The sequence below is a fragment of the Burkholderia cepacia genome (assembly GCF_001039005.1).
GTDB lineage: Bacteria > Pseudomonadota > Gammaproteobacteria > Burkholderiales > Burkholderiaceae > Burkholderia > Burkholderia theae.
This window is the reverse complement of the sequence record NZ_LDWR01000024.1, coordinates 1-17,029: the sequence shown is the minus strand read 5'-3', so window position 1 is coordinate 17,029 and position 17,029 is coordinate 1. Positions and strand designations below refer to the sequence as shown.

The following is a 17,029-nucleotide window of genomic DNA, read 5'->3' as shown; positions in this document are numbered from 1 at the left end:
GCACGCACCTCCGCGCGAAAAATGGATTGTGCAGCGTAGCCGGAAAACATCGGAGGTGCAATCGGAGGCGTCAGACAAGGTGGTGCCGGTCCGGAGTGGCCATTCTCCCGCCGGCCTCATTGCCAGCGATCATGACCATGGGCACCTTTCGTCTCCAGGCTTGATTTATGCGAAAACGCCCGCCTCGATAATGAGCGAAAAATAGTAGAAATACCCGATGAAATCGGCGACCCTATTTTGTATTGTGAGAAATGAGCAATTCCATCTGCTCGCCTTGGCAAATTTTGTGATTGCCGAGGATTGGCTCGCCCGGAACTTTTGCCATATTGATTCGGGAAGTCAAGTTATTTCAAGAGTTATAATTTAATCGCACCAATTATTCCGACATCAATATATATGCCAATTCATATCAATGCGCCCGCACTTGGTAACAATCGAATTATTCATCAAAATAGCGACAAGAATCTAGCGCAGAGCCCCGCCTCGATCGTCAATCAGATCAAGGATGTGAAAAATTCAATCAATAGTCCGATCGACATCAGTAACGATCCGAAAAGTACGGCCGCACAAAAAATCAGCACTTTCTTGCGCAAGGTGGTGGCTGCGCAGTCTTACGGCTTGATGTTTGCCAATGGATCGGCGTTCGAAAAAACTGGCGACGCGCTTCCAAAGAAGGGAGGGCATGAAGCCTATGGATTTAGCTCACTTCAAAAACTTGATGATCTCTCAAAAAAGAATCTTTCCGTGATTCGAAATAGCCTGGGAGCTCTCACGACCGACGAGATCTCGCTAAAGGAAAAGATAACGGCGGCAAAATGGGATTTTCGCCACCAGACCAACGCCATGGTGGACGATGGGAAGACACTGAACATTGCCTCCAATTACATGCTGTGTCGTGACAATGAGTCATTCCGCTCTAAAACCTTCGCCGAAGACAAGAGGATTTTGAGCAATCATGATTTTGTATTTTTTGGTGTTGAGTATTCAGGGATCGGGAAAGAAGATCGTCCTCTGAATAGCCGGCACCAGACTGTTGATTTTGGTGCCAATGCATACGCCGTATCCGAGGATTTGCCATCTCTTCGGCATGGCTATCTCACGTTAACGGACCACTTCGAAACTCGCCTTCCTCGTTGGAGGTACCCAGAGCATACCGACTTCTTTCAGCGGTTTCCCATTGCGAAAGGTGAGCTCTCGCGCGCCATTCCTGAGGGAGTCGAATATGGAGATGCACCGATATTTTCATTCAACGACATGAAGGAAGCGGTAGCGCTGCATCTCATTGAATTTCTTAGAAATAGCAAAGATTCCGAATTTAAGAGGTATGTGCTGACGCAGGGGATGAACTCCGGTCGCGAAATGGATCGCGTTCTAAACAGTGTATTCCAGGCCGAATTTCATGCACCTAGAATTCTGAGTTCTCGGGACTATGCCAAGCACACGCTCCGGGATATTTCACTTGAAGAGGCGGTGCAGGCAACTAATTTTTCCGAGCTGGACGGAAAAATATCAGATAAAGGCGAAGCGGCGTCCGCAATGGTTCACGCGATTAAATCTGGAAACGACAAAGTTGCGAGTTACTTGTTTGAGAAGTGGACATTTTCGCGGCAGGACTTCGCTCGCCAGTCCATTGGTGACGTGGCATACCTGCTGAGCAACTGCGGTCGAAGTTGTTACACTCTGGACAAATTCCTGTCCCTCAATTTGGTTGACGTGAATACCAAATTTGAGGAGGTGAACAAGGGTGACACAATGCTGAATAACGCGCTCAAATTCCGCGACGAGCGGATGATTTCGGTATTGACAAAGCATGGCGCAAAACTCAAGTATGCGGAATCAACGTTGGGTATTAAGAATGATGTGGTTAGCATGTTGTCGAGGAATTTTCCAAAAGACGAGTTGATGGATTATCTCAACCTCGGCTGGGAAGGAGACGATAAATTTTACAAATCATTCCCTGAAGATAAGGAAGCGGGGCTTAAGAGGCGATCTGAGATTTTAAAGAATCTCGGCATTGTTGGGTCGATCGATGCTGTCGATCAACTTGAGGCGCGACGCGGAAGCGCAAAACTTTATGCTGGAGGCGCGAACATAGACCAGATGCCAGGAATGGTTCAATCGATGGCATCCTTCGCAAAACCGATTGGTGGCGAAAGTCAGGCCACCGAACCCCAGGAGAAGGGTAGTTTCACTTTGGCATCTTCAATGCCGTAATGGCTATTGATTCAGGCAATTTTGCCGCGCGCGATTTCGGCTGTTCTTCGAGGCCAATATCGCGCCGGCAGTGAATTGCTCTTGTTCACCAGCGAGCGCATGTGGACACCGCTCGGGAGCTTAGCACAGAGGCGTTAAGACGCGAACGAAAAATAAATCAGCAGATCTTGATTTTATTGATTATTATTTTGGGGGCAGACCGCTGAGCCTTACCGCGCTTAAGTCGCCCTACCCGGGTAAATCGCAGCGAAATCAAGGGGACCCCTACTACAAGTTCATCGAGCTCGACGCCTACTTCCGCAAGCGTGCGCTTCCACCCGTCGGCCGGCTTCGCGAAGGCCAGATTGTCGCCATATTGCGCGAATACAGCATCGACCTGAAATGGGAAGGCCCGCGCCCGGACAAGACGACGTTCATGAGGTCCGGGCGGGCCTACGTAAAACGAGGGCGCCAGCCGATTGGTGCCGCGTCGTCCGCGCCGCAGCATGATGGCCGCTCGGAATCGAGCGACGGCCCGCCCTCAATCCCTGTAACGTCCAAGCGTAAGCAGGCCTGAGTTCGACGTATCGACTGCGCGTTACGATAACCGAGCCTTGCTGAGCACCGGTTTGGCGGCCGCACATGATTGCATCACCGATCGGCGCCAGGTGCGCCCTCTGCGCCACAAACTACACCGCTATCGCGACTGTGCCAGCGATAGCCAACCATTGAGGGCCGGATCGGTGGCACGCGATCGTCGACAGGCGACGATCGGTCTAATGGTCCCACTCAGTCGAGCAGCGATGGCCAAAATACTCATCAGGCGCCGAATATGAGACTAATGCGTGCTCGGAACTTCCGGAGGGAATCGATATCAGGCATTTGCCCGATGCGCGTATCCCGACTCGATGTGATCATTGGTTGCCTTTCGGCGTAGGCGATTTTTGTCACATCTTGACGGTACAACAAGCGTAGCTGAAAGTGTTGTAGCGTTAGGCTCGAAAGAGCGTTTGAATACTGTCAACCATTGACTCGCTCCGCTGATTCGCAAACAAAGGCTGTGTAGATTTTCGAGGATGGGGGTCGGCTGAGGCGGTCCAGACGAACGGCTTACATTTTTCGTTGTAGTGGGAGGCGAATTGATCGATACGCTTGATCAGTTGTTTGGCCAAACTGAATGAGTCCCTTCGCCCTTCGGTTCACGTCGTTGGTTGATGTCATGGCGAATCCTCTCGGCAAAAATCGAAAATCTACGTAGGAACCCGAATTGTTAGCAGATCTGCGTCCACGGAAGTCGCGCCCAAACGTCAAGCGGCCGCATTTATGCAACAACGCCGCGCGACAGCCGACCTCCGCGAGATGATTTGAGTGAGAGTTTTCGAGGCAATGTGGAAGTCTGCTGGACAGCTCGCCATGCTGAACAATTGGGCCGATGCCCATCTTTCAGCAAGAGGGTGCATCGATATCAGGTCAATGTATACCAGTCCGAGTCGAATCCTATCTGCGGTCACGTGTGTTATGCTAAGCTCATTCGCTAGTTTAGCATATGCAACGGTCGACTCAGAAGACATGTCGGGCGATAACGCTCGGTATGCGATAAACAATCACGCAAAGGGTTTTTATCGACTCTTCGATTTTGAAGATGGTTTTATAGATGACGATTTCGATGAGCATCGAAAAAATGATAGCATCCGTCTATACGCAGATTCACTCGAAGAATTTTCGCGTGGAGTTGACGATCATCTGCGCGTGCCGATCTTACAACCGGGCAGTGAGATGATCGACGTGTCTGGCGCGGGCGGCACGCGTACGCTCGCCAGCCTGAAAGACGCGGTGCTGTCTCATATAAGCACAAGCGCTTCGGTGGTAACTGGCAAGCAATTGAATGCGACCAATACGGCTTTGGGTGTGCTACAGGCCAGCGCTGTTCAGTACGACAATGCCGACAAGAACAGCGTCACGTTCAACAGTGGTAGCAACGCCGTGCAACTGAGGAATGTCGCCGCTGGTACAGCGCCTACCGATGCGGCGAATGCGCAGCAAGTGAGTGATGCGCTCGCGTCGGCGAACCGGTACACCGATAGCTCGGTTCACTCGCTCAGTAACGCGCTGAATCAGCGTCTCGACGACACGAACCGCTCGATCAACCAGCTTGCGAAGAGCGCTTACGCGGGGATCGCGGCCGCGATGGCGATGCCTAACTTAACGCCGTCTGGTCCGGGCAGGACGATCGTCGCGGCAGGCGGCGCCACCTATAAGGGAGGCAACGCGGTCGCTGCCGGTGTGACCTACCGTTCGCGCGATAATAAGTGGTTAATGAACAGCGCAGTTTCCGTCACGTCGACGGGCGACGCAGGCGTCCGCGCCCAAGTCGGCTGCGAGTTCTGACCGAACGGTCCCGCGTCGCTCGCGTAACCGCCTAAGAAGCTGTTGCGAAATTACGGATTAGGCCTGTTAACTTTTTCGAGAGGGTGTTAACTTTCTGACTTGTTTTTCCTGCCAGGAAGCGATGCACCAAGAACTGATAGACGACGAGCTGTGGTCACTCATCGAACCTTTGCTGCCGAAGCGAGCGTCGCGGAACCGCCGATACGCGGGACGCAAGCCAACGCCAGACCGAGCGGTGCTGAGCGGTGCTGAGCGGTGCTGAGCGGTGCTGAGCGGCATCGTATTCGTGCTGCGCTCAGGCATCGCCTGGAATCTGCTGCCGCAAGAAATGGGCTGCGGTTCAGGCACTGCGTGCTGGCGGCGGCTGATTGCATGGCAAGAGGCAGGCGTCTGGCAACGCATCCACGAGACGCTGCTGGCGGAGTTGCGCCGTCGTGGCCAGCTCGACATGGCACGCGCCATTGTCGACAGCTCGTCAGTTCGCGCAATGCGTGCGGGAAAAAAACCGGCCCGAACCCAACGGACCGGCGCAAGCTCGGCAGCAAGCACCACCTCATCGTCGACGCGCAAGGCATCCCGCTCGCGGTCATCCTGACTGCCGCCAATTGCAACGACATCACGCAACTCGATGCGCTGGTCGAGGCGATTCCTCCCATCCGAGGAAAACGTGGACGTCCTCTGCGCAAACCGAAAATTGTTCAGGGTGACCGGGGCTACAGTTCCGAGCCACACCGGCAGCGTCTGCGCGAGCGTGGCATCACGCCCTGCTTGCCAAAATCGGTTCGCCTCATGGCAGTGGCCTTGGTAAAACGCGCTGGTTCATCGAACGTTCCTTTGCCTGGCTTCATGCATTCAGACGGCTCAAGATTCGCTACGAACGGTACGCACACGTGCATGAGGCATTCCTCTCGCTCGCGTGTTGCCTGATTTGCTGGAACAAACTCAAGACAGCGTGTGATTAATTTCGCAACAGCTTCTAAGAGCGCGTTTGGAAAATCAGGGATGAGAGATTCTGCGTAACAACAGGCTGCCCATCGCGAGATGGATCATGGCCTCGGACACATCGGCACGTCGCTCGTAGTCACGCATGCTCTTCTCCATACAGACAAAAAGTTATCAAACTTCTTGCTGTACGTGGATTCAGGGCAGGGTCAGACCTGCGGCACACGCGGACGAACTGGCACGTGCAGCGCGGCACGCCGCTCCTGGTGCTGAAGGAAGTGGGCGGCTGGGAAACGATGGAGATGGTGCAGCGGTACGCGCACCTGTCGGCGGGTCGCCTGGCGCAGTGGGTCACGCCGCTGACGGCCGAGCCCGCGCCGATGCCGGCTGCAATCTAGCTGCAACGAAGCTGTCCGACGAAGAGAGGAAACCGCTGAGAGTCTTGCTAGACTTGGCGCGCCCGGCTGGGATCGAACCAGCAACCCCTGCCCTCTCCGGGCAGTCGTTGCAGACCGAATTCCGGCTGCTCACCAGCATCAGCCACACGAGCCACCCGGTCGGCTGGGAGGAGCTGTCGGCGCGCCGGTAGGACGTGATCGACAAGGCGGTCGGGCTGCCGTAGGAGAACTACGAGTACGCCGCGACGCGGCGCTGCGCCGAGATGACCGAATACCTACTGTGTGCGTCCGTGATGCTGGCCGGCGAGGACGCGCCGGTTCGCAGCCTGCTCGGCAAGCTCGTTCGCACGACGCTGACCTGCAAGCGCGGCCCGCTGCCGCTCGACGATGCCGCGCTTCCCGGTGCGGCAAGGGCTCGCGTTCCTCGCCAGCCTGGACAAGCGCGCGGTGCTCGACCAGTACGCCAGCCTGCGAGACGGCTTGCAAGGTTTGGCCAGGAGCTCTCACTCACAAGATATAAGATAGTCCAATGCGTTAATCGCATTGGATGGCGAAAAATATTTGATTTACGATTACGTGAATTTAACTTTATTTTTATTTTTGAAAACCCACATCGCACCATACGGCAATGGCACATGCGAATTGTAGGATTTTTGGATGAGAGAAAGGTGAAGCCGGCTTACATATCAAATAAATTGTCTATGTAACATTGAAAATTGTTGATTGCCTTCTCGGTTATGTAGCTCACTCAGGCAGGACCAGTTAGAAACAAGCGTGTTGTTGGATCATGCGACGCGCCTGCAGGTATGTCGAACAATCGATCACAGTCGCTCATAACTTGACTCTCATCCGTGTTAAGCCACAATCGATCATCACCATGCTATCGCCCCGGCGACACGTCTCGAGTTATCGATGTCATGGCGAAGTGATTTGATAAATACATGTAAAATTGAAATGAGAGAGGGGAATAAAAAAATTGACCGATTTTCTATCGCCGCTGGACGGGGCATGGCAACAATCATGTTTGATGGCACACCTACATTAATGCAATCAACAGCGCAAAGGCAAATGGAATAGGGATCAGTTCGGCTGCCAATACGAGTGGGACTACGGCGTCGAGCGGCCAGTTCGGCCGCAAGGCGCTCGGGCCGCTCGCCAAGGATCGAAATATCGAACATCTCGGTGCGCACGAGCGATGGCGCAGTGCTGCTAAGTGGTACCGTGCCCGACCGGGCGAAGATTGAAAAGGCTGGTGAAGCGGTGATGAGTGTGGTGGGCATCAGTGCCGAACAGACTAACCGTAAAACACGAATAAGAGGTCAGCGAAAAGACGAATGATATTGTTTCTCTGAAAGAGAGTTGCTTTGGACATTGAACAACAGGCGAGCGAGACACCTATCGCGAATGGCGAATTATGAACATCGATCAGACCGCGGCGGCCGCTTCCGAAACCGTGGCGCAAGATATATTCCAATTCCTGTCGCGCGGCAAATCGAATGATGTATTCTTCCGTTGCTACTCAAAATAGGATTGTACTGAATTGAGCTATCGACATGATTGAGTTTGCATTCGGTCGTCACCTGCTCTCGGTGGCGGCGAGGCCGGAAGGCGTGTGGCGCAGGTCCCACGAGTTGCTACTAGCGAAATTGAGAAAATCTATCCAGATCGATTCTTCGACGGATAGCGATGTTGGTATGGGCGGAAAACCGATCAGAACCCACGGATCGTATGTAACGGCGCCATACGTCACATCCTCACGGACGCCTGTTGCGCTCGTTTCGGCATAACCCCAACTGGTGTAAACAGAGGCGACGTTACCAAACAGCGGCCGCTCCTCGACGAGATTCCGCCAGTTCGAAGTGCATGCGGCCGGTTACTTCGAAAGCTGGAGCATATATGTGACGGCCGGGGCTCCGATTCAAAGTCTCGTCGTCAGCGGCTCCGCAACTGCGACATCAAAGCTGTCATCGCAACGCGCTGAATTGGACACGGTCGAGGGCGCGGCCAATTCCGATAGATTATCGGACAAACTCGCTCGCAGCTGCGCCATTTCCACCAACTACTTGTTTATTAAAGTCATGCCAAAATTTGCGAAGAATCCACCAAATAAAATTATAATTTAGTCAAATTAAGTGACGAACTCGCACTACTTTGCAAGATGATCGAGCACAAAAATTCTACAAACGTTAATGCTCTACCACTCGCTTTTCGATTAATTCTCATGAACAGAATATCTAACCGACGTACAGGGCATCGGCCGCTCACCAAAAACCTGTTGTTGCCGCTACCGCTTTCCCAAACGCGTGCACTTTCGCTCGAGCATCATCTCGCGCTGGCAACCATCGGCCGCGGGTACGGCAATGTAGACCTGCTGCTCTGTTTGTTGAAGGCGGTCTATGTGGCGTTCTATCTGCGTGACGAAACACCGGAAGGCGAGAGTGATCGTCCATTCCAGCTTGCTGAAGCGGCGCTGGAGCGATGCATTGCCCGCGCAGAACAAGGCGAGAAATGGATCATGCTTGATAAAGACAAGGTGGTAATCGAGAGGGTGCTGCTGCTGCACGACGAGCAGCTCGCAGCGACACCGGCACATCGCTACATCGACGCGCTCAACAAGTTGCATCGATTCGCGATCGAGGGACTGACGTCCCCTATCCCCGCATTATTCGACATGGAATAATCGTGATTTTTATATGATACTTTAAATTATCAAGTCTTCTGAAAAGAAATAGTTTCCTTGGGCCGCACTCACTCATGGAATAATATAATTCCAAAGCTGCCAATCATCTATCTACATCTGAGCCTTCGATATTCGGTCTCTAGGGTTGCCCGCTTATCGTATCCTCGTAACTCGTTTCGCGACTTTCCTTCTTGGCCATAGCCCCGAGCCACCAAATTCTTACGTTCTGGGAAGGAAATTGCCTGGTTGATTGCACTACTGAGCTCTAAGCACCGCCTCCGTATCGACGTTGACGGAGAGGCAGACATAGTGTCTGCCTATGTTACGCGCCAAGGGCGATTTGAACTTAGAAGCAGATGATCCCGTCAACTCGACACCACTGACGACTTGAGCATTGGCATACGCTGAAAATGCCAACAAATTCAGAAATATGAAAATCACATACATATGAATTATCTATGGTTATTTATGAGGAGCGTTAGACCTCGACTTATTGGGAGTCCATGACCCCCTTGATTCCCTCTGTTTTTCGCCTTCCAACGGGCCCAAGTTATGCGGCCACATCCCTGCTTTCCGTGAAATTTTGGCAGAATTAGTATCGCCGCAGATCAGGAAACGCTCATTTCAATTCTCCGTTCAGTGGCAGCTACCATCATCTGCCCTCGGTTCGCTGAGGGCTTGTGTTAACGGGCGAAAATATCGCGCCAAAACGCGTTGCGTCGCGCCAGTAGGCTTGGTGAAATCGCGCGCGGAAGATATTGTGGTCCGGTGTTTGGCTCGGTCAGCGCGCCCACGTAGAATGCATCCTTTGCATGCGGAGGAATGCGACGTGTGTCACGGCTAAAGCCCAGGATCAAACAACCAAGATCATTGTCGTAAAAGCGGCTGCGCGTCCACATGTTGAACGTCGTCAACATTCGGCCAAGCACGGCGACCTCATGTGTTGGCGTGCCTGGCAAGTCGGTACGGTTCCACAGTTCCACTCGACGACTGTCATCGAGCTCCAGTGTGAGACCAATTGGGATGCTACCACTTGTCACGTGTGCTTTTTTGACATTGTACAGCTTGCCCGGTCCTAGCTTAGGCAATGTAACGGTATACTTTTCGCGACCGCCACCCGCATTTGCTATGATTTCGGTACGGTCAGTGCGATTGCCACCCCACACTTTGGGCCCTGCGCCTTTTGGGTATTGCACTCTGACGACGCGCGGCGTGCGATTCCACAGCTCAATGTAGATGCTAGAAAAGCTTGCAAGGGGCGCACTGTATGGTGTCGCTACAGCGTTTTTGGACCAGTTGCTGCACGTTTGGTCCCAGTCATCAGCAGTTCCGTACGCGCGGCTGTAGACGTCCTTGAATGGGATTTCTTGTGATGCGTCCGGATGCTTGACTGGATCGAGATACACCAGCAGCGTTCGATAATCGTCGATAAGCACGATCCGCTTAGACTCGAAAGGCTGCCAGTAATTATAGATTTCCGTACGGTGCTGACCAGGCGACGCAGGTGCTCCCTTCTCCAAACGAGACCTCTCGTCCGCGACCACCATATCGAGATAGCCAATGTACGCTTCCGCCGTATCACCAGCTTGCGTCACGACGTTCGCATAGGCCTCGGCGCCCCCCCCCCAGTTCTTGCCATTCAAAACGGCGTCACGTAGCAGCAGCAAGTGCAGCTGCGAAAATATCGCGAACAGCGGAGCGAGAGTCCATCGGTAATCCTTGTTCTGGAATTTCGAAGCGGCTGCGACGAAGAGAGTATTGGTGGCAATGAACTGCATCCGGATTGTCTCCATATCGTGCGCTGCCACTGCCTGGAAGTACAGCTTTAACGCGCCACCAAGACCGTCCAGCTCCGCCTTCAGCAAGCTGTAAACTGCGTCGTTGATCTTGCTGTCGATCATCGCCTCGACCTCCTTTCGGACGAGATCCCATGCATCCGGGCCGCCGCTCGGCCACAGCAGACTTACGATCGCCGCCAGGATGCTACCCACCTCCGGGATCTGGCCCAGCCCCCATGTAACGATCGTCTTAAGTGTGTCGAGTATGTCATCCTGATTGATGTCAACATATACAGTAACCGGCGCCGCATAAAGCGTCGGCAGAACCCACGCGCTTCCCAATACTGGAATGGTCTTAAGTAGTGTGCGTCGTGTCAGCATCGCTTTTCAAGCTCCACAAAAATACGAATATCGTTGATAATCACACAAATATTTATTCAATCTGCCGACATACGCCCGAGTACGTAAATTAACAGCAACAATCGATCAACAAAGCGAACTACCCTCCACCAAAGCGAAGCCCCTACATTTTGGGCACACCATCCAATATGGCACACACTGTTATCGAAAAAATTTCAGAACAATTTCGTTTATTCGTCGCCAGATGATAGAGGCGGCGCCGTTCGTTCGAACGCAAGCACTCGGGGAAGACATCTTGATCAAGGGTTCGGCGGCGGCAAGAATCTTGTCCATCCAAATTTTAAATGGCAGATGTACACGATGAATGAGGCCAATGTGGAACAAGGCGTTGTGCAGCCGACACGGCGTCGGACGCACAGCAAGGAGCTCAAGGAGCAGGTGATCCGCGCGGCGATGCAGCCGAATGTGTCGATGCGGCGGTGGCACTGCACCATTACTTGAACGCCACATGTTGCGGAGTTGGGTGACCGCGCAAGAGGAACGAGACGCTGCGGATGCTGCCCGGCAGTTGTTGATGCAGTGGATGCAGAATTTTTCCGGCTGCACCTTGAAGCGCCCACCGTCACACCGGGTTCGACGGTGAGCTTTCCTCACAACGCCTTCGGTTGCGCCGTCGATGACCGTCGATCCTGATAAATCGGTGTTTCCCTAGGCGTGATCACAACACAACTATACAAAAGTCTCCCCAAAAAAAGAGACTTTATTAGAGGACGAATCTTCTCCACGCTCGTTAATAATTTCAATTTTATCACACCACTCTCTAAATTCAAAATTCAACCTATTCGCAAACTCCATGAATTTAATTTCATTATTTATATTCAAGGCCATTTTTATATTATCTTCTTGTTTATTTTTTAGAGTCTCTCCCCCCTCGACACTCTTACCAATTTTACTAAGAAATGGCGCAACAGCGGAGCTCATGATAGTCACCGCAACCTTAGCGCTTCCGGCGAGAGATGCCGGATCGAGTTGGCCAGCGACCGCACCGCCAACAGCGAGTAACGCACGCCCCCCAGTTGAAGCAAAAGTTCCTACCTTCATCGAAGCTTCATCGGAGACATTGAAGCGCCTTGCGATATTTAGTACAGCATTTCCAATGCCGTCATCTTCCATCGGCAAGCCGCTACCGCCCATCTTCTTGCTGTGCCAGTCATATAGCGCACAGCATGTGTCTGCCAAGACTATACAGAAACTTACGCTGGCGATTGCCAAGAGTGGAGCGCCCCCGCCAGTGAGCGCCGTGACGGCGATGGCCGCACTGAGACCGACAACAGAAGCAGCTAGCGCCAACGCCTTTCCCATAAATTTTCGCTTCTTGATGTCGACGCCGAATTTTCTTGCATTATCATTAGCCTTCGATGCGATCTCTTTTAAATTTTCCAAAGTGGACGCACCATGCGGTGGAGTGCGGAAGGGGGCGGCCATCCCAATACTTTCGCAAGTTTCACCCTTCTCAAGCTTGGAACGCTCTTCCCCTTCGCTGTCTTTTACTGCATCTCTCGTGCGTATACTTGGCGGCGCGATGTACGCGGCTTTAATGCTATTCATACAGCACCCTCGTTTTATCGGCTTAATTTAATTATCATGGATTCAGCTTTGTGACGCAGCTGATCATACCGCCAACCTTCATTAGTCTGCCCATGGCACAAGCTAATCACGGCATCGAGTGCATCGCGCGCACTTTCGACTTCATTGAGCGCCAGCAAGCATTCCGCAATATGAAAGGAACAAAAAGGATCATCCGATTTCATGGCGACGGCAAAGCAAAAAAAATTAATGGCATAACGAAACTCGCCGTGGAGTTTGAGTGCACAAGCAAAGGCAAAATGAAAACGAAAATCGAGCGGTCGATGCAAAATCAGAAATCCGAAATCATAAGTTGCCGAATCAAGGTCTCCCGAATTGAAAGATTCATAGCCGCGAGCATAGATAAACTCCAACCTAGCATCATCAAAACGCGTCATGGACATAAAATCCGTCTCCCCATTCATTATATCGATGCAATGCCTAGCAATGACATCGGGCCTCACCTTTGGCGCAGCGCTTAAATTTGAATTTACTTGTCGCTTCATATGAATTAGATTATCTTGCCAAAAAATTTATCAAATACCCTTACATTATGCCACCACTCTCCATTTCATGGTAACGGCAAGCCAAACAAAGCACAATTTCATCTACCCGAGCTCCTTTATGGAACCAGCAATCCCGCCGGATCCATATGCGACTGACATCATGAAAATAGAATTTTATTAAATGCATTATTTCCTAAATAAGCTCGCCGCATCTTTCAAATATCGATCACGGGGCAACTCGGTAGAATTTGCAAAAATCGGCATCACTGCATAGCTCGAGTGCAAGGACAAAGCGTCATAAGCGTCAATCCGAGGCCGTCTTGACGATCAGAACTTGACCTCTGAGAGCCGCTGATTCGCGAGCACGAGATCGAAGGCGGCGGGATCGAAGCCGCCACACCACTCAAGGAAGTAATCGTGCTGCTCATGCGTCGAATTGGTGATCGCTTCGAGGAAGTCGACATATCTGGGCACTCCGCGGACGTCTTCCGGCGGACATGCATTCTGCCCGTCCAGGCACAACGGCCGGCGCATGTCTGGATCAGGCACAAGTTCGCGATCCTCTACGAGGATCGCTTCGTTCGATCATCCGTTTGATTATTAACCCGCCTTGAACATGGAAATTCTGATACTCCCGCGCAGCCGCGTCTTGGCGATCACAATCAGTACCACCCCGGTATCCCCGGCGGCGACCGTGCAACGGCTGGGTACCTGCGCGCCGCTCCCCAGGGACAGCTTCCAGTTCTTCTCGCCCAGCTCCAAAGCCATGTAAAGCCGGCTAGTTACCGTCGAATCCTGCCCTTGAAAGGCCGTGTCAGGCGCATCCATTTGCGTGCTCCTTTCAAGAAACGAGTCTCCGAATCCTCGTTTTACTCCAGGAGGCCCACTTACTTCCACGGCCCTTCCATATCAGTATCCAGTTAGATTCCGAATCGCTCTTGCAAATATTCCACCAGACGTTCTGCTAGCCACGCGTGCGTGCGCGTCGTCGGGTGCAGCGTGTCCCAGAACACGAAGCGGGCCGGGTCGCGGCAGTCCGCGCGCGGCGTCTGCGCGGCCATGTAGGTGAACGACGACGGCTTCGGAATGTCGAGGCACGAGCGCGTCGAATCGTCGAAGCCGTATTTGGCCGGGTGGCTCAGCAGGTCGTCGAACAGCGCGTACGCGTCGAACACCTCGAGCCGCAGCGTCGCGCCGTAGCGCGCGCGCAGCGCGGTGGCCGCGTCGGCGAGGCGCTTGTTGTAGTCCTTCACCTGCGCGGCCACGCTCGCCGTGTCGCTGCGGGTCGCGAACACCGGCGCGCGCGACACGTCCGGCAGCGTCACCAGCATGATCCGCGTCGCGCCGGCAGCGGCGAGCTTGTCGAGGCTGTCGCGCACCGCGTTCGCCGCCTGCTCGGGCGTGCGGCCGTAATTCACCAGGTCGTTGCCGCCCGCGAACACCGCGAACAGCGTGTTGCCGGACCGGTAGTCGGGCGCGCGCTCCATGTATTCGCGCCACGAGTCGATCTGCTGCACGAGGCCCGGCACGACGAGGTGCTGGTCGGTCGCCGCGCCGCCGATCGCCCAGTTGTAGAACGGCAGCCGCAGCGCGTTCGCGAGATATTCCGGCCACACCGGCCCGTTGCTGAAGCGCCCCGCATGCCAGCTCGTGCCGTTCGGCAGCTTCCACTGGCTCGCGTTGAACATGTTCTGGGTGTCCGACAGGCTGTCGCCGAACACGATCAGCTTGTTCACGCGCGCGTCCTGCTGCGCGGCGTCGATCGTCCAGACGGTGTAGTTGAACGACAGCGCGTTGTTGGCCGCGACCGCCTGCGTGAGGCCGGTCTTGATGCCTTTCGCGGCCAGCGTCTTGCGGCACACGTCGGCGAGCGTGTCCTGCGACGTCGTGCTGTAGAACATGTTCTTCCACTGCGTGATGCCGTCCGCCCACCAGTAGCCGGACACCCGGTACCAGTCGCCGCTGCCCGCATCGCGCGCCCACTCGTAGGTCGCGGCCGGCTTCAGCGGATCCGCGTCGATCCGGTACCAGCAGCGCAGGTACGTGTAGGTGTCGGCGCCGCGGCGCGCCGTGCGCAGCGACGCGGAGGCGCCGGCCGGCGGGGGCGAGGCCGGCACGACGTCGGGGCCGGCCGGCGACAGCGACATGTCGCCCGTCGGCGCGGGCAGCGGCACGGAGGCAGCGTGCGCGGGGGCAAAGACCAATATAGCGCCAAACACCGCGATGGCGGCACGGCGGGTCAGCGAGGCAATACGGGAATGATTCATAATCTCCTCGAGTAGTTTTGATTGGCAATTTGGAGCAGCCCCCTGAAACGCCGGACACAGTCACCCACGTGCAATAACGGGCAGGCATGCGACTGTGTTTTTGACTAACACCAAGCGAGAAGTGATGGAAGTGTTGACGGGGCCCGAGCGCCGGCGGCGGTGGTCGGAAGAAGAAAAAGTGGCGATGGTCAGAGAGACCTTCGAGCCGGGCAAGACGGTCTCGATGGTCGCGCGCCAGCACAATGTGAACCCGAACCAGCTGTTCCACTGGCGCAAGCTGTACCAGGATGGGAGCCTGTCAGCGGTCAAGGCTGACGACGAAGTGGTTCGGCCTCGGAGCTGGCCGACGCGCTCAAGCAGATTCGTGAGCTGCCGGAGGCGTCCATATAAAGACGATGGAGGCGGAAATCCTGCGCGAAGCCGTCGAATACGGTCGAGCAAAAAATGGATTGCGCGCCATCTTTGCCGGGAGACGACCAGTGAAGCAGATCTGTGAAGGTACGCTCTCAATTTTCATCGAGCAGCCCCAATCCCATCCAATACACGAGCCACAACGTCACCGACTGTATTCATGGATACGATATCGCTTTCATCGAATACCAAACCAAACATATTTTCCAACTCAATCCCTAAATCGAAAAAATCCAGCGAGTCGGCACCGAGGTCGTATACTAAATGTTTGTCGTCACTCAGAGTCTGCAGGGCAACGCGAAGCTGGCGAGCAATCACCAACCTAATTTCTGCTGCAATTTCAGCGTCATTTTTCATATATCATGTTCCTTGCGTTATGTTATACATCACCCCTACGGCATTGCTTGCCTCAAAGAGTTGACCGGAATCGCACCAGGGGCGGCTGAGCTTGATTCGCCCAACCGGCAGAAGCTAATTGGTCGTCCCTGAATAATTCAATTTTCTCTGCGGCATCATGCCGTCGCCAGCGCGACAGCCCAGCGATTGAGCAGGACGGCAAGAGTCAGAGCGAAAAAACGCCAGTTTCCGGAAGATCATCCGCAGATTGTGGCCGGCGCCGCACAGCACCGCATGGATCGCGTCGCCCAGCGCGCCTTTTAGCCAATTGCGATCGAGCTTGTCATCCGCCTTCATGTGACCGATGGCCGGCTCAATCGCACTGTGGCGGCGGATCATCGCGCGCAGGCCTCGTCTGATGCCGCATCGCAAACCCAGGTGATAGACCTTCATCCGCCCATCGATGGCGACGCCCTTGTAGCTGCGATCGACGGCGGCGATCTCCGGTCCGACATCGCTCAGGATCGCCGCCTGCTCCAGCGCTTCGGCCGGCGTGTGCCCGCCGTACGGATTACCCGGCATCGAGCGCGCGCCCACGACCAAGCCTTCCTTGTGCGTCGTCGTGATCGAAACCTTCACGCCGAATTCGTCCAGCTTGCGCGCCTTGCCCTTGGCCAGACACTCAACTTCCGGCGCATGTAGCGCGTACAGATTGTTCTTGTCCTTTTGCTTCTGTGACAGAATCCGCTTCGTGTGGCTAATCAAGTCTTCCAACGCGGGGCGGCTTTGCTGTGCGACGCCATCGGGTTGCAGTTCGACGTCACGCATCACGCGGCCCACTCGCAAACGCAAGGCCCGCGACACCTTCTTCATCCGCTTGCATTGCTTCGTATGCGCGTAGCGCCCAATCTGGTTCTCGAGGCGCGGCGCCTCGCGATGGTAGCTCTGCCGCAGCTTCAGCTCATGCAGGGCGGCTGCCTTCACCAGATGTTCGCGACAGCGCTCGAGCAGCCGCGAATCGGTCGGATGGGCAATCGCCTTCTCCATCACCGGCGTATCGACGATCACTCGCTTCAGGCTCCCGTTCTTGACGACGTTAGAGTAGACCGCGGCGTCCGAGACTTTTCCCAGTCGACTCGCTCGA

At 54.4% G+C, this 17,029-nt stretch carries 11 protein-coding genes and 6 pseudogenes; 8 read left to right on the top strand and 9 right to left on the bottom strand.

Going from position 1 to position 17,029, the window contains the following annotated elements:
• Positions 1–396 precede the first annotated feature (396 nt).
• From VL15_RS39085 to VL15_RS40060, 3 genes and pseudogenes are all read left to right on the top strand, one after another.
• A complete protein-coding gene (locus tag VL15_RS39085) occupies positions 397–2,214 on the top strand; it encodes a T3SS effector OspC family protein (protein WP_080970833.1) in 1,818 nt (605 codons plus the stop codon).
• A 1,548-nt stretch (positions 2,215–3,762) separates the two neighbouring features.
• A complete protein-coding gene (locus VL15_RS40065; protein ID WP_196319588.1) occupies positions 3,763–4,581 on the top strand; it encodes a YadA C-terminal domain-containing protein in 819 nt (272 codons plus the stop codon).
• Between the two features lie 121 nt (positions 4,582–4,702).
• Positions 4,703–5,543 (top strand): annotated as a pseudogene (locus tag VL15_RS40060) (IS5 family transposase).
• 34 nt (positions 5,544–5,577) lie between these two features.
• Here VL15_RS40060 and VL15_RS41975 read toward each other — a convergent pair.
• A pseudogene (locus VL15_RS41975) lies at positions 5,578–5,670 on the bottom strand (IS5/IS1182 family transposase); the annotation flags it as partial.
• Positions 5,671–5,729: 59 nt separating this feature from the next.
• On the opposite strand from VL15_RS41975, the pseudogene VL15_RS40055 reads away from it, so the two are divergent.
• The 4 genes and pseudogenes from VL15_RS40055 to VL15_RS40040 all read left to right on the top strand — a co-directional run.
• Positions 5,730–5,921: pseudogene (locus VL15_RS40055) on the top strand (site-specific integrase); the annotation flags it as partial.
• A 95-nt stretch (positions 5,922–6,016) separates the two neighbouring features.
• Positions 6,017–6,437, top strand: a pseudogene (locus VL15_RS40050) (hypothetical protein); the annotation flags it as partial.
• Positions 6,438–7,022: 585 nt separating this feature from the next.
• Positions 7,023–7,259 (top strand): BON domain-containing protein, encoded by a 237-nt coding sequence (locus tag VL15_RS43795; protein WP_196319587.1) that lies wholly within the window; start codon positions 7,023–7,025, stop codon positions 7,257–7,259.
• Positions 7,260–8,142: 883 nt separating this feature from the next.
• Positions 8,143–8,601, top strand: coding sequence for a hypothetical protein (locus VL15_RS40040; protein ID WP_080970830.1), 459 nt, complete (start codon positions 8,143–8,145; stop codon positions 8,599–8,601).
• Positions 8,602–9,284: 683 nt separating this feature from the next.
• On the opposite strand, the gene VL15_RS14855 is transcribed toward VL15_RS40040, so the two are convergent.
• The 6 genes from VL15_RS14855 to VL15_RS14830 all read right to left on the bottom strand — a co-directional run bounded on the left by VL15_RS14855 (position 9,285) and on the right by VL15_RS14830 (position 15,138).
• Positions 9,285–10,760 (bottom strand): insecticidal delta-endotoxin Cry8Ea1 family protein, encoded by a 1,476-nt coding sequence (locus VL15_RS14855; RefSeq protein WP_048246392.1) that lies wholly within the window; start codon positions 10,758–10,760, stop codon positions 9,285–9,287.
• Between the two features lie 708 nt (positions 10,761–11,468).
• Positions 11,469–12,347 carry a hypothetical protein gene (locus tag VL15_RS41970; RefSeq protein WP_155420217.1) on the bottom strand — a complete coding sequence of 293 codons (879 nt, stop codon included), beginning with the start codon at positions 12,345–12,347 and terminating at the stop codon, positions 11,469–11,471.
• 14 nt (positions 12,348–12,361) lie between these two features.
• A complete protein-coding gene (locus tag VL15_RS41965) occupies positions 12,362–12,763 on the bottom strand; it encodes a hypothetical protein (RefSeq protein WP_230684450.1) in 402 nt (133 codons plus the stop codon).
• Positions 12,764–13,198: 435 nt separating this feature from the next.
• Positions 13,199–13,420, bottom strand: a complete 222-nt coding sequence (locus VL15_RS14840) for a plasmid pRiA4b ORF-3 family protein (RefSeq protein ID WP_230684449.1) — start codon at positions 13,418–13,420, stop codon at positions 13,199–13,201.
• 51 nt (positions 13,421–13,471) lie between these two features.
• Positions 13,472–13,699, bottom strand: a complete 228-nt coding sequence (locus VL15_RS14835) for a hypothetical protein (RefSeq protein WP_048246390.1) — start codon at positions 13,697–13,699, stop codon at positions 13,472–13,474.
• A gap of 92 nt (positions 13,700–13,791) precedes the next feature.
• Positions 13,792–15,138, bottom strand: coding sequence for an SGNH/GDSL hydrolase family protein (locus tag VL15_RS14830; RefSeq protein ID WP_053077644.1), 1,347 nt, complete (start codon positions 15,136–15,138; stop codon positions 13,792–13,794).
• Positions 15,139–15,262: 124 nt separating this feature from the next.
• Here VL15_RS14830 and VL15_RS40035 point away from each other — a divergent pair.
• Positions 15,263–15,635 (top strand): annotated as a pseudogene (locus tag VL15_RS40035) (transposase); the annotation flags it as partial.
• Between the two features lie 16 nt (positions 15,636–15,651).
• Here VL15_RS40035 and VL15_RS14825 read toward each other — a convergent pair.
• Positions 15,652–15,906: an acyl carrier protein gene (locus VL15_RS14825; protein WP_048246389.1), complete on the bottom strand. Its 255-nt coding sequence runs from the start codon at positions 15,904–15,906 to the stop codon at positions 15,652–15,654.
• Positions 15,907–16,061: 155 nt separating this feature from the next.
• Positions 16,062–17,029 (bottom strand): annotated as a pseudogene (locus tag VL15_RS14820) (IS5 family transposase); the annotation flags it as partial.

Coding starts and splice junctions, on each gene's coding strand:
- VL15_RS39085 (WP_080970833.1), top strand. CDS start 397: ATGCCAATTCATATCAATGCGCCCGCACTTGGTAACAATCGAATTATT.
- VL15_RS40065 (WP_196319588.1), top strand. CDS start 3,763: ATGTCGGGCGATAACGCTCGGTATGCGATAAACAATCACGCAAAGGGT.
- VL15_RS40040 (WP_080970830.1), top strand. CDS start 8,143: ATGAACAGAATATCTAACCGACGTACAGGGCATCGGCCGCTCACCAAA.
- VL15_RS14855 (WP_048246392.1), bottom strand. CDS start 10,760: ATGCTGACACGACGCACACTACTTAAGACCATTCCAGTATTGGGAAGC.
- VL15_RS41970 (WP_155420217.1), bottom strand. CDS start 12,347: ATGAATAGCATTAAAGCCGCGTACATCGCGCCGCCAAGTATACGCACG.
- VL15_RS41965 (WP_230684450.1), bottom strand. CDS start 12,763: ATGACGCGTTTTGATGATGCTAGGTTGGAGTTTATCTATGCTCGCGGC.
- VL15_RS14835 (WP_048246390.1), bottom strand. CDS start 13,699: ATGGATGCGCCTGACACGGCCTTTCAAGGGCAGGATTCGACGGTAACT.
- VL15_RS14830 (WP_053077644.1), bottom strand. CDS start 15,138: ATGAATCATTCCCGTATTGCCTCGCTGACCCGCCGTGCCGCCATCGCG.
- VL15_RS14825 (WP_048246389.1), bottom strand. CDS start 15,906: ATGAAAAATGACGCTGAAATTGCAGCAGAAATTAGGTTGGTGATTGCT.